This is a genomic window from Flavobacteriales bacterium (genome assembly GCA_025210805.1).
Classification (GTDB): Bacteria; Bacteroidota; Bacteroidia; order Flavobacteriales; family CAJXXR01; genus JAOAQX01.
Map to the genome: position 1 here is coordinate 183,065 of JAOAQX010000023.1, position 13,670 is coordinate 196,734.

Sequence of the window (13,670 nt, forward strand, 5' to 3'; positions counted from 1 at the left end):
AATGACTTATGAATGTGCCTTTTTTTTACGGGTTTATATGGTTGTTGGGAGCAATTTAAAAAATGAATTTAATTCAAGAAAACACAAAAGATGTTGCATGGTTCACAAGCTTACGTGAAGTCGAAAAGTGGATGGGAATTGATCTTGAAAATTTTGATTGGCATTTTTCTGATGTTGAGGGCGGATGGACTACTTTGGAAGATCCAAAATGGGTGACAGGGCCAGAATTGAAATCAAAAATTAATGAATTTGATCACCAATTTATTTGGGGAGTAATTTCAGCATTTCCTTCAGGTACACAGCCTAGATTAAGTGAAAAGCCTTATGCAGATGGAAATCCTAATTTTTGGAAAGGAATTCCTGAAAAACAGCTGAAGGATTCTCTTTTTGAAATAGTTTGTTGGGATAGTAGTGCTACCCTTTGGATTGGTTTGCCAGACGAAATTGGTATGAAGGTTTTAAAAAATGCCCCAGGAATCACGAATTTAGATGAATTAAATAAAAAAGCAGCTATAAATAACTAAGAGTTCAGACAATCATAAAGTAAAATCTGAACTCAATAGGCTATCCAAAAAAACATCGAAATTAACTAAAGACCACAGCGCTATACCGATACTTATCAAATATTCAATTAGTTCACCGTATTCATAATTGGCTTTTCACAATGAATCGGCATTATTTCTATATAATTATCTATACATAAAATGGAATAATCTTCTGTCTTTTTCTAAGGAAAAAGAATACAGACTCAATAGTGAAGTAGCAAAAAGAACAAAAAAAAAGATAATAGTCGCATATTATTATTAGTCTATCCTTCCTTCATAAAATTGTTTTTTTGTACCTTAGTCTCATGATATTCAAAAATATAAATAGTACCTCTAAATTCACTTCCAAAACTTGTATTTACTGGGCTTTTTGTGTTTTTGATTATGACAGAGAAAGTATAAACGTATAAGGCGTACAAATACACCTGTGTTATGCTAGGGTGTGTTATATGAGTGTTAGCCACTTGAGAAAAAACCATATGAACAAAATATTGACAGTAATATTACTAGGACTTCTAATTGTAAGTTGTTCAGATAACAAGATTGAAAAGAAAGGCTTTCAAGTAAGTGAAATATCAGAAGATGAAAGCGGAAAAAAAATTGTTGGACTTAAAATAGACACATTAAAACTCGAAACACGACCACGGAATGTACTCTTGACTTTTAATCCTGAACATAGATTAACACCAATCTATAAAGTGAATTACGACAAGAAAACTAAAGAGCCGTTTACTGGTTCAAATACTTATCACATAAACTGGAATGACGATTACGAAGAGGGGAATAATTGGAATCGCAACTTTATGCCTGGATTTGAAGCACTTAATGGATATAATTTAGTGAATGTTTCGCATTACAACAACATAACGAAAACAGAAAACAAACTTTTCAAAAATCCAGTTTTAATCAAAACTCTTTACTATCCGGCCTTTTCAAAAGATACATTAAATTATGAGCCAGTAAAAAGAGATTTTTATATGATTTCTGTTTATGACGAAGACTCAAATAAAGACGGTTTTATTAATGTAAAAGATTTGAGAAGATTATATCATTTCGACATAAATGGACGGAATAAAAAAGAACTAATTCCCAAAGGATACTCTGTTTTGAGTTCGGAATACGATTCTGCAAATGACTTTATGTACATATTTGCGAGAAAAGACACGAATCAAAACGGACAAATGGAATCGGATGAACCAATGGACATTTTTTGGATTGATTTAAAGGATCCTGAAAATGTTGGAAAACAATATAAAAGCGAATAAAAAACGGCTGAGAATATCTAAGTCTTCGGATTGCTCGCAGAGCAAAAAAAAAGATAATAGTCGCATATTATTATTAGTCTATCCTCACTTCATAAAATTGTTTTTTTGTACCTTAGTCTCATGATATTCAAAAATATAAATAGTACCTCTAAATTCACTTCCAAAACTTGTATTTACTGGGCTTTTTGTGTTTTTGATTATGACAGAGAAAGTATAAACGTTTAATGACTTATGAATGTGCCTTTTTTTGTGGGGGTTTGTTTATATGGTTGTTGTGTATAATTTATAAGAAATAAATGAAAGGAATCTCAAAAAAATTTTTTAATGCCAATAGGGCATTAGAAGAAAATGATTTAGAAACCGCCATTTCATGTTTGTATCCAATTGTGGACTCATTTTCAAAACACCACTTCCCAAATAGAGGTGTAGGAAATAGATTTAAGAACTATATTGATTCTAATGAAAGTGATTTGTTGTATTTCTTTTCAAATGGAACCAACATTAATTTGAGTGGATTCTGGGATGAAACCCAACAAAAAAACATGAGAATAAGCGAGTTATTTTATAAATATAGAAATTCTGATGTTCACGATCCTAGTGAAACCGAGACTATTTTAAATTTTGAAAAATCGAATATAATAGGTACAAAACAAATTAGTCATCGAATGATATTTGGACTTTTTCTAATTCTTTGGACTGACACAATTTGTAAAGATCAAATAGAAAAGAGTTTGCTTCAGGAATTTAAAAAGTTTCGGATTAAAAATATTGATAAAATATTTGATTTGGTGAGTATTTTAAGTAATCGTGATCTAGCTAAAAAGTACTTTAAGAATTAAAAAACTATGCACAATAACTAAGTCTTCGGATTGCTCGTAGAGCAAAATCTGAAGATCCCGAAAACATCGGTATTGACTAAAAACCACGCTGTTGTACCGATTACTTACTAAATATTCAATTAGTTCACCGTGTTCATAATTGACTTTTAGTAATGTATCGGCATTACACCTTTCTTAAAATATACAGAGAATTGGTTTACTTGCGTTTCGAAAAACATTTCAAAACACTATGGGTTTTGCAACAAATAAAGTTTAGGCTATACAAATCCATTTTTCAGGACTTTAAGAAGATAAAGAGAAGACTTTTTGAGCAATCAAAGGTCTTTTTTGGTGGGAAAATATCGGTTTATTGTTCGTTTTTTGGAAAAACCTCACTACAAGACATAGCGATCCCATTACGTCTTAGCGTTTCGTTTTTTTTACCTGCAGGCTTTATCTACTAAAAGTTCTCTTTTTTTTCATAATCCGTAATTTTAACTTTCTTAAAATTAGAGAATTTTGTAGTTTTAGGTACTATTGAGAAAAAGCTACCCGTGAAACGGGTTTAGTTCAACATTGCATCCAACGTCCATGTCTCCCAAAAGATCATCACGGCGTAGATGCAGAATCGTTACCCATAATTCAATGAAACTCTACTTTATACTATATACTGACATCATTCAAGAGGGATTATCAGAGACCGATTCTTATAGGATTGCAATTGATAATAACGCTTTAATTAAGGTTGATGAATTCAATAATGAACTTCTAATTTCGAAACTTTCAGACGAACTAATAGAGAAAATTTTAAAATCACATATTAGTGACACAGAATCGACTGATTACGAAGATGATTTAACGCCACTCGATGGAGGATTAAGGATTGAGTTTGATAAAATGACAATTGATCATCAATGTTGTAGTGAATTAAATGACTATAAAAATTGGGAAAAGATCATTGATGCACAAACTAAAGAGTGGAATGAGATTTGGATTGGGCATCCTTCGATTTATTATAGATTCGATAATGACGTAATAGAAATTTCTGATTATTATGATTCTAATCCAAAACAAGAAGATATAAAAACGAGACTAAGATTAGATAAAGGTGAGTTCCTAAGCAAATTAGAAAAATCAATTGTAGAACTTAATGATTTTAAAAGAAACCTATATAGGGTTGTCGATATTGGCGACTTTAAAAACAAAAATATTTTGAAAGGAATTTTATTAAAATAAAGAACTAATAACTAATCTTCAAATTGCTCACAGAGCAAAACCTAAACTCAACAGCCAGCCCAAAAATATCATAACTCACTAAAAACAACCTATTTACTTGTTGTTCAAAAAACATTTCAACAACTTACCCCATTTAACTTGTTATTTTTTGATCAATACCCCATCTTCAGTAAAATGTTCTTCCATTTTCTCCGAAAGATTTTTTGGATTCCTGTATTTTCTCCTTTTAATCTTCCCATTTGTATGATACCAGATCGTTTCTTTGGTCTGAGAATTTGAATAAAATATTGGAATATTTTCCAAACTCAAATCCATCCTAAATACTTCCTTTCCTTCGGTACTAAAATGCGTATGTCTGATTTTTGAATCCTTATGTTTTCTAGTATAAACGGGATTTCCCATTTGATATCTACTATTTACTAGGGTATCGCCTTTTTCATTTAAAATGAAATGCATTCCATGGCTCACCCCATTTTTTACTCCCGAAAACACTCGCAATTTTCCATTGGGATAAAACCATTGGATACTTTCATCAAATAATCCATTTTTTCTTTTAGCGATCATCAAAGGAAATCCACTTTTTGAAAATAAAGTGTCTGTACTCTCAATGACATTTAGTTTGAAATTGTATTTTTTCTCAAATGAAACCAGCATTTCTTGAATCGGAAATCCATCTTTAACCTCCACATTATTTGTAGGAATTGGCGTTTCTGTAGAATCGAAACGTATTGTTTCATCTTTTTTATAATTGAGATAATCATAAGATTGAAGAGTACTTATTTTTTGATTCTTTGAAATGGTGTATTCGCTCAACCAAGCATCAAACACAGCAAAAGTTGCTTTTTTAGCACCACCGTTTTTATGATATCTTATTTCGATATCCATCTGCCCTACTCGTGTTTTAAATAATTTTGGTTGCTCATTTCTATAGAACGAAATTTCTACCATAGGTGTTGCCCAATCAGCGCGTGGATAGTATTTTAGTTTTTCTATTTTTTTCTCTGTATCTACAAGCTGATAAGTACTGTCCCAACCTATTTTCGAAAATGTGTCTTCTTCAAAGTCCTTGTCAAAGTATTTTATATTCTTGAACTTTTGAATATGTAATCCATTTACTGAGTATTTCTCTACGAAAACGGAATCTTGAATGTGAATTTCTTTTCCAATAAGTACATTCACACGTCTTTTTTCTGAACGTTTGTATATGTTTTTGTACTGAAATAAAGAAAAATGATCTTTTCCGTGAACCTGTTTTATGGCGAAAAACTTCTTGTTCTTCTGAAAAATAGTATCAACCTGACCATAGAAATTGGTAGATAGAAATAAAGAAAAAATTCCCAGAAAAATAAATTTCCAATGTTGCATTTACGTGTTTTATAACAAAACTAATCATTAAAGAAAACACTCGATACCATTTTTGGGTCTTATTTACAATAATCTTATACTTATAGGTTTTATACCGTTTACGGTGTTATACCCATATTTCAGCTTCTTTTTAAGGTGCGTTTACTTGGTATAACATCCCCGTTTCCCCCCTCGAATAGCATGTCCCGATTTTTCGGGCTTATAACAGTGAGTAATTAACACCGTAACTTTTGTTTCTCTACGTTTATAAAGGGTTTTAACAAAAAAAAATCCCTTCATTTGATATGAAGGGATTTTCTGTTTTGTGATTCAATCACAAATATTTTACACAAAGTAATTATTGGATAATAATACTCTGTTGCTTTGCAGTAACTTTATCTGAAACTACTAGTGTGTACATTCCTGGTGTTAGAGCAGAAACATCAATTACTGTTTTCATTTCATAAGTCTTTGTATTCAATACCATCGCACCAAGTGCATTGTATATCACAATTCTTCTTTCTTTTTCTGAAGTAAACTCTACGTTTAATTCATCTCTTACTGGCATTGGATAAAGGTTTGCCTCTTCTCCTAGCTCTTCAAGACTTGTATTAAGTAATTCAATATCATTTGAATCTCTTGAAGTTACGTTTAAGAAATTAAAAGTTTGTGTAGGAATCAAAGTAATGTTTACTTTAACAGTAGGAATATCCCATCCTTTGTAATCCAAGTTTTTGAATGAAAGACGGAAGTTTGCCGTATCACCATTTTGAATCAAATCGTAATTTTTCTTTTCTGCAAAAGTAGTAGAAGTTGTTTCAAATTTTGCACCTTCAAAAGTCACACATTCTGCTTCATAAGCTTCTTCGTCTGCTCTATAATCAGCAATAGTAATTACTTCTGGTGTAAATGTATTTCCTGTAGATGAAGCAGTAATATTTTCCGTTGGTTCAATCTGAAGGAAATTTCCGTATTCTTTTAATTTTCCTGTTAGGTTCTTAATTCCATCATATCTATCAAAAGATGTAGTAATTGTTCCTGCTGGATCATCAATAACAATTGCTCCAGTAGCATCCTGAATATACTTTTGGTTTCTGCTTGCATTCATATAAGTAATTAATGCTTCACCAGAAAGTGTATAGTAGTCTCCAATAGTACCGCTTCTTAGTGCTGCAATATCAGCAACAGTATCAATTGTAAGTTGGTTTGCATTAAACTCTAATGTATCAACTTTAATAATTGAAGCATTTAATGGGTTTACTAAGGCTGCATGCATCTTGTAAGTACCAAACATAGTTACCGATAATTCCAACTCAGTAGAAGATAAAGGTAAAATAGTATCTTTAGATAAATCAGGGTTTATAATGTATGCTGCCATTAAAGCACCTGCTGGTACATTTGCTGTATCAATAGCAAAAGTTTCTTGTGATGGTAGCTGTGATGCTAAATATCCTTTGTTAACAGTGTTATTTGCTTGGAAATTAATATTAGGTTGTGTAGTTACTCCCATTGTATGTTGTCCAAGGAATGTAAATGTATTACTTGGGTGAATATTCCACTCTGCATTTGTTCCTGCTGTCCAAGATGCTGTATCTAAGCTTCCTGTAGTAATAGAAGATAATCTTGTAATGGTATTGTTTGACGTTGCATTATTTCCATTTGCCAAATCCCAAGCTGAACCTGGATCTTCATTTGGATTTCCAATAATATCTAGAATTGTATAGGTATTTGGAGCAGTTCTAATTGCTAAACCACGACCATCATCACCATTAAAACTTGCAACAGTACTTTGGTTATAGCTAAATGTGGTATCCGCTACATTCAAAATATCTGTAGTTGCTTGACTGTTTGCTATAACATATACGTCTTGGTCAGCTACTGTTGTTCCCATAGGGAAAGTAAGTGTGTCTGTCCATCCGTTTCCGTTATACCCATACAATACTGCATAGTTTCCTAAATCAATAGAACTTCCTGATCCATTAAAGATTTCCAAAGCTTTGTTTTGCCCACTTCCTTCTACATACTCTGAGAAGAAAATTGAAGTTTGTGCATTTGCATTTAATCCAAATGCTACAATTGATGCAGCTAATAAAAGTTTTTTCATCACTGTTTTTTATAGTTTCTTGTGCAAAAATAGTTAGTTTGAATAAGAAATTCTCCTACTTAACACAAACTTAATCTATGCTTAATCAAAACTGAAATCATCTCCAACTGTTCTGCCATGGAAAGGTTTGAATTATCTATAAAAACTGAATCTTCGCACTCCACAAGAGGACTTTCTTCTCGGGTACTATCTAGATGATCTCTTTCTTCTAAATTTTGTAAAACTTCTTCAAATTTTACCTCCTGACCATTTCCTTGAAGCTCTTCAAATCTTCTTTGAGCTCTTACTTTTGGCTTGGCTGTTACAAACAGTTTCAATTTTGCATCAGGAAATACTACGGATCCAATGTCTCTTCCATCCATCACAACGGATTTTGTAGTTCCCATTTTTTGTTGAGCCGCCACTAAAAAAGTTCTCACTTCCTTTATTTGACTTACAAGGCTAACTTTACCAGAAACTTCCATGGTTCTTATAGCTTCAGATACATTTTCTTGATTCAAAAAAACTTGATCTCCTTCTAAGTCTATATGAATTTCTGCTAGTTTTTCGATCAATAATTGTACGGCTACTTCATTTCCTTCTATCAATCCATTTTTTATGGCATAGAGTGTTACAGAACGATACATAGCTCCTGTATCTACATAGACAATATTAAATCTTTTAGCTATTTGTTTTGCTATGGTACTTTTTCCCGTTGAAGAGTGACCATCTACAGCTATTTGAAAGATATTTTTCATTTATTCCTTGTTACCTTGAATCCTTTTTTGATAAGAAATTGTTCTATTTTATCAATCGCTTTTCCTTGCATAACTATTTCTCCATTTTTTACACTTCCTCCTAATCCACAGTGAGACTTTACTTGCTTTGCAAAATCCTTGATGGTTTGTTCATCAGTATCAAAACCACTAATTACGCATACTTCCTTCCCTCCTCTTCCTTTTCTTTCGTATTGGATATGAAGTTTAGAAGTTCCAAAATCTGGAGCTTGATTTGCCAGCTCTTCCTCGTGTTTTTTATCAAAAGCTTGAACCTCTTCTTCAGAAAGAAGAGATTTTAAGCTATCGAGTCCATTCAATTTTGCCATTACTTATTTCTTTTCTATAAGTCCTAGTTCTATTAATCTTTCTGTAAGATATTCTCCTGCGGTCATATCTTCAAACTGCTTTGGGTTGTTTTCATCTATACAAGATTCTAAACAATATAGTGATGTATCACTTGTAGGGTGTAAGAAAAATGGAATACTATATCTTGGTTGTCCCCATTGTTCTTTTGGAGGATTTACTACTCTGTGCGTAGTAGATTTTAATTTTCCGTTTGTCAACCTCTGCAACATATCTCCAACATTAACGACAATATGGTTTTCAATAGATGTTACTCCTACCCATTCGTTATTTTTATTCAAAACTTGAAGTCCATCTGCAGAAGCTCCCATCAATAAAGTAATTAAATTGATATCCTCGTGCTGAGCCGATCGTACAGCATCTTTTGGTTCTTCGGTAATTGGTGGATAATGAATCGGTCTTAAAATTGAATTTCCATCCTTTATTCTGCTATCAAAATAGAATTCATCTAAACCTAAATGTAATGAAATTGCCTGCAGCATAGATCTTCCAATGCTTTCAAGTTTTTGATATGTCGCCTTACCTGTAGGGTTAAACTCAGGTAATTCTTCAACAGTTACATTCTCTGGATAAGGATATTTTTCTTTATTCTCCACATACTGACCAAAGTGCCAAAATTCTTTCAAATCTGGACTTTCTACTCCTTTAGCAGATTCTTTCCCAAAAGAAACATATCCTCTTTGACCTGCAATTCCAGGAATTTCGTATTTCTTTTTTGTTTCAAGTGGTAAACTAAAGAAATCTTTTACGTTTTTATATAATTGTTCTTGAAGTGTATCCCCAAAACCATGGTTTTTTACAGATACAAATCCGATATCTTCATAAGCAGCTCCAAGTTCTTTTACAAATTTTGCCTTGCGTTCCTTGTCTCCCGAAAGGAAATCTGCTAAATCTACTGAGGGTATATTTTTCATAATACTACTTTTTTCTACAAAAATACTAATTAAAAGGTGTCTTCAAAATGAGAAAACTTATAAATATATCGTATCATGATCATTTTCATAAAGTGATCATAAACCAAGGCATTCAATAATGTTTAGTAGTGTAGAAAAGCGAAAATAATCAGGGTTTTATCCTAAAAAAAAATATATCCCGAAGACATTTTCTAAAAGCGAAACTCTTTGGTAAGGTGATTATAATCCTGTAGAACCGTTTTTATATATTGTTGATCATTCAATCTAGATTCCGTTTGAATGATACTGTCTAATTTGGCTCTCAATTTTTTCATAGTTGGATAATCATTGTGTTTTTGAGCTCTACTAAATATATTCTTAACGTGTTGCATATCTTTATCAGAAAGCATCGTAACTTGTGGAAAAGTAATTTGATGAGAAGCTTGCGTTTCTGTATAAAAAGTTTGATTAATATCAAATTCTTTTTTCACATCCAGCACAATAGTATCTGCCAAGATATCTCCTATTCTTTGATTTTTTTTGCTTACCGCAGCGGTAAATACACCAATAAATCCATAGAAAGTAAAAATATCAACTAAATTAAAAATCCATCTGATAAAATATTCCAAAAAACCTGCGGGAGCACCATTTGGCTTTACCACACGTGTTTTTACTAATATCTTACCTATTGTTCTTCCTTTAAAAATGTTTTCGAGTATAAGTGTATAAAAAGTAACTGGTGCAAAAAACAATAAAAATAAGGTTTGCCTACTCCATGGATCATGATCTACGATATCCATGACATTTGAAAAATCGATCACATTAATGATTGCAATCACATAGGCAACCTTAATAACTAAATCAATCAAAAATGCACCAATACGCTTTCCAACATTGGCAATTCGAAGGTTCAATTGGATGTTTTGAGAATTTATTGTTTGAATTAAAGTCATTTTGTATAAATTGTGAGCATAAAGTATATTTCAAATGAGAGAACGTGCATTCGTTGAGCAAAATAAACAAAAATGGCTGGCAATAGAAGAAAAAATCAAAAATAATGAACCTATTGATCAGCTTTTTGATATTTATAATGAGTTTTCTAATGATTTGTCTTTCGCAAGAACTTATTATCCTAAGAGCAAATTAGTCCCATTTTTAAATGAGATTGTTGCGGCATTACATCTTCAGATTTATAGGAAAAACCACTATACTCAAAACGGATTTATAGAATTCTGGAAAACTAAAATGCCCTTATTGTTTTATCAATATCGTGTTTACCTCATCGTAAGCTTTGCTTTTTTTATCCTCTCGGCACTTATCGGTGTAGTTTCTTCAGTGAATGACGAAGACTTTGTGAGCAAAATATTAGGAAGTCATTATGTCAATATGACAATTGAAAATATAGAAAATGGAGATCCTTTAGCAGTATATTCCAGTGGTTCTACTTGGGGGTCAGCCTTCGGAATTATCTGGAATAATATCAGAGTAGGACTCCTCTCCTATGTATTAGGAATATTTTTCGGGATAGGAACGCTATATGTCCTGTTTAACAACGGAGTAATGGTAGGAGCTTTTCAATACTTTTTTGCGAAATACAATGTCTTACTCATTAGTATATCAGGTATTTGGATTCATGGAGCCATGGAGATTTTCAGTATTGGGATAGAAGGAGGTGCCGGTTTAATCCTTGGAACAAGTCTTTTATTCCCGGGCACCTACAAAAGAATTGATGCCCTAAAAAAGGCAGCAAAAGACTCTGTTCTTATTCTCATTTCCACCTTTCCTTTTACCATTGCAGCAGGTATTCTTGAAGGATATGTGACTAGACATTATAATGATATGCCAATGGCATTAGCTTTCGCAATCATTATTATCAGCTTTGGAATCATCTTTTTCTATTATTTTCTTTACCCTATATGGGTGAATAAACGAGTTAATCTCGAAAAAAATAGGGCTTAGCGATTGTTTTTCTTCACCGATTTCCATTTCTTTTTATCTCTGTTTTTCCGCCTTCTTTGATCTATTTCTCTTGGAGTAGGTTTTATGGGTTCTTGGGTAGTTCTTTCTCCTAAGAGTTTGTCTCTCAAATCTGGGAAAGATTTCAACTGTCTTGCAATCCAATCTCTATTTTCCTTTTTATACCAAAAGAAAAACTTATTCTGTTCCTTCTTCTCTCTTTCTGATTTAGGAGTGTATTCTTCTTTCAGATTATAGGGATGATATCCCGAGTAATAGACCACTGTAGAAACCGTCATCGGAGTTGGAGTAAAATCTTGAACTTGTTCCAGTTTAAAACCCATATCCTTCGTTTCAGCAGCCAAGTTTGCCATATCTTCTTTTTTAGTTCCAGGATGTGAAGAAATAAAATATGGGATTAATTGGAGCTTTAGCCCAAGTTGTTTATTGAGTTTATCAAAAGTATTCTTAAAGCTATGAAAATACTTAAAAGATGGTTTACGCATCAATTTAAGTGTCTTATCCGAGGTATGTTCTGGAGCTACCTTTAGTCTTCCAGAAACATGGTGTTCCATAACTTGTTTGAGGTATTCATTGAGTTCTTTTTCATCACCTTTCTTGTTATACTCTTTTACCAGCATATCATATCGAATCCCTGAACCTATAAAAGCTTTCTTAATCTTGGGGTGTGCATTTACTTCTTTATATAAATCCAATAAAGGTTGATGAGAGGTATCTAAATTAGAACAAATAACTGGGTGAATACATGAAGGTGCTACACATCTATCGCAGATATCTAAATCTTTCCCTTTCATTTTATACATATTTGCCGAAGGTCCACCGATATCTGAAAGATATCCTTTAAAATCATCGGCATTTACCACTTGTTCTAGTTCCTTTAAAATAGATTCTTTAGACCTTGAAGCAATAAATTTTCCTTGGTGAGCCGAAATAGTACAAAAACTACATCCTCCAAAACATCCTCTATGTATATTAATAGAATGTTTAATCATCTCAAAAGAGGGAATAGGACCTCTATTTTTATACTTAGGATGTGGCAAACGAGTAAAAGGTAAATCAAATGATCCATCTATTTCCTTTTCATCCATAGTTGGAAATGGTGGATTGATAATTAAATTATTGTTAAATATGGGTTGAATAAGTCGTTTTGCTTTATACCTATTTGATTCTTGCTCCACAATTTTAAAATTCTTGGCATAAGCTAATTTATCCTTTAAACATTCCTCATGAGCATTTAGGTAATGATCCTCCCAAGATTTATTTTTCGGTATGCTATTATTTGTAGCTTGTAAAAAAGCCGTTTGTGGAATGGTATTTAGCCTTTCAAATGGCACCCCTCTTTTTAGTAATCTAAGGATTTCCTTTAAGGGTTGTTCACCCATTCCATAGATCAGTAAATCAGCTTTTGAGTCATGTAAAATAGATGGTTTAAGCTCATCTTTCCAATAATCATAGTGCGTAACTCTTCTTAAAGAAGCTTCTATTCCTCCTATAACAACAGGGGTATCTGGAAATAATTCTTTTAGTCTATTGCTATAAATAGTAGTAGCGTAATCTGGGCGATAATTTGATTCTCCACCAGGAGTGTAAGCATCATTGGAACGTTTTCTTTTACTCGCGGTATAATTATTTACCATAGAGTCCATGTTTCCACTTGTAACTCCAAAGAAATACTTGGGTTTACCAAATTTCATAAACTCATGACCATTGTCACGCCAATTAGGTTGAGGGATAATACCTACTCTAAAGCCTTCAGCTTCAATTATCCTTGCGATAACAGCTGTTCCATAGGAAGGGTGGTCTACGTAAGCATCTCCTGAGATAATGATTACGTCCATTTGCTCCCAACCTCTTATTTTCATTTCCTTTTTAGTAATAGGAATCCAGTCTGACAGTTTTCTACTATTCATAATGCAAAGTTATTCTAAATATGGAAGGGATTCTATGGTTTCTTTACGAAATTTAATTTAATCCAGTAGCATTGGAAAATTATTGATACTATTATTTATAGCTTTGTGATTTATCTTTAGTTACTTTTTTACCTATATATTATGTGAATTATTTGATTAAATTTATCTATATTTCTCAAAATAACATAGGGATTCCTTCCTTAATCAATTCATAGATGACAGAAATATAGTCGAATAAGTCTTATCAAATAGCTTAAAGATATCCTTTAATAAAAAGCGTTTAAATATATTGGTTTTCAATTAATTATATTAATATAATGATAATTTGTCATCTTGTATTTGTATATCTATCCACTTCAGAAACACATTTGCATTACGATTATATATCTCATTGCTATAATTCATAGTGTTTCGTCAAATTAGACCAATTGGTCTGTATGATTTTGATCAACTATAA

Annotated in this window: 12 protein-coding genes; 5 read left to right on the top strand and 7 right to left on the bottom strand. The window is 32.2% G+C overall.

Going from position 1 to position 13,670, the window contains the following annotated elements:
* The first annotated feature begins 62 nt into the window (after positions 1-62).
* The 4 genes from N4A45_08805 (at position 63) to N4A45_08820 (ending at position 3,864) form a co-directional block, all read left to right on the top strand.
* Positions 63-524, top strand: coding sequence for a hypothetical protein (locus N4A45_08805; protein MCT4665314.1), 462 nt, complete (start codon positions 63-65; stop codon positions 522-524).
* A 500-nt stretch (positions 525-1,024) separates the two neighbouring features.
* On the top strand, positions 1,025-1,810 hold the full coding sequence (locus N4A45_08810) for a hypothetical protein (protein ID MCT4665315.1): 786 nt from the start codon (positions 1,025-1,027) through the stop codon (positions 1,808-1,810).
* Between the two features lie 296 nt (positions 1,811-2,106).
* The gene (locus N4A45_08815) at positions 2,107-2,649 is read left to right on the top strand and encodes a hypothetical protein (protein ID MCT4665316.1); all 543 of its coding nucleotides are present in this window, start codon (positions 2,107-2,109) and stop codon (positions 2,647-2,649) included.
* A 570-nt stretch (positions 2,650-3,219) separates the two neighbouring features.
* Entirely contained in the window at positions 3,220-3,864 is a 645-nt protein-coding gene (locus N4A45_08820) for a hypothetical protein (GenBank protein MCT4665317.1), read from the top strand.
* Positions 3,865-4,005: 141 nt separating this feature from the next.
* Here N4A45_08820 and N4A45_08825 read toward each other — a convergent pair whose 3' ends face one another.
* From N4A45_08825 to N4A45_08850, 6 genes are all read right to left on the bottom strand, one after another.
* Positions 4,006-5,229 (bottom strand): hypothetical protein, encoded by a 1,224-nt coding sequence (locus tag N4A45_08825; protein MCT4665318.1) that lies wholly within the window; start codon positions 5,227-5,229, stop codon positions 4,006-4,008.
* A gap of 337 nt (positions 5,230-5,566) precedes the next feature.
* Entirely contained in the window at positions 5,567-7,312 is a 1,746-nt protein-coding gene (locus N4A45_08830; protein MCT4665319.1) for a lamin tail domain-containing protein, read from the bottom strand.
* A gap of 59 nt (positions 7,313-7,371) precedes the next feature.
* Positions 7,372-8,049 (bottom strand): (d)CMP kinase, encoded by a 678-nt coding sequence (gene cmk, locus N4A45_08835; GenBank protein MCT4665320.1) that lies wholly within the window; start codon positions 8,047-8,049, stop codon positions 7,372-7,374.
* Complete coding sequence (locus tag N4A45_08840; GenBank protein ID MCT4665321.1) at positions 8,046-8,396, bottom strand: translation initiation factor; 351 nt, start codon at positions 8,394-8,396, stop codon at positions 8,046-8,048. The genes cmk and N4A45_08840 overlap by 4 nt, the downstream gene beginning before the upstream one ends.
* A gap of 3 nt (positions 8,397-8,399) precedes the next feature.
* Positions 8,400-9,347 (bottom strand): isopenicillin N synthase family oxygenase, encoded by a 948-nt coding sequence (locus N4A45_08845; GenBank protein ID MCT4665322.1) that lies wholly within the window; start codon positions 9,345-9,347, stop codon positions 8,400-8,402.
* A gap of 191 nt (positions 9,348-9,538) precedes the next feature.
* Complete coding sequence (locus N4A45_08850; protein MCT4665323.1) at positions 9,539-10,279, bottom strand: RDD family protein; 741 nt, start codon at positions 10,277-10,279, stop codon at positions 9,539-9,541.
* Between the two features lie 34 nt (positions 10,280-10,313).
* Between N4A45_08850 and N4A45_08855 the strand changes: the two genes are divergently transcribed.
* Positions 10,314-11,285 carry a stage II sporulation protein M gene (locus tag N4A45_08855; protein MCT4665324.1) on the top strand — a complete coding sequence of 324 codons (972 nt, stop codon included), beginning with the start codon at positions 10,314-10,316 and terminating at the stop codon, positions 11,283-11,285.
* Here N4A45_08855 and N4A45_08860 read toward each other — a convergent pair.
* Complete coding sequence (locus N4A45_08860; GenBank protein MCT4665325.1) at positions 11,282-13,213, bottom strand: YgiQ family radical SAM protein; 1,932 nt, start codon at positions 13,211-13,213, stop codon at positions 11,282-11,284. The two genes, N4A45_08855 and N4A45_08860, sit on opposite strands and share 4 nt — an antisense overlap.
* Positions 13,214-13,670: the final 457 nt, after the last annotated feature.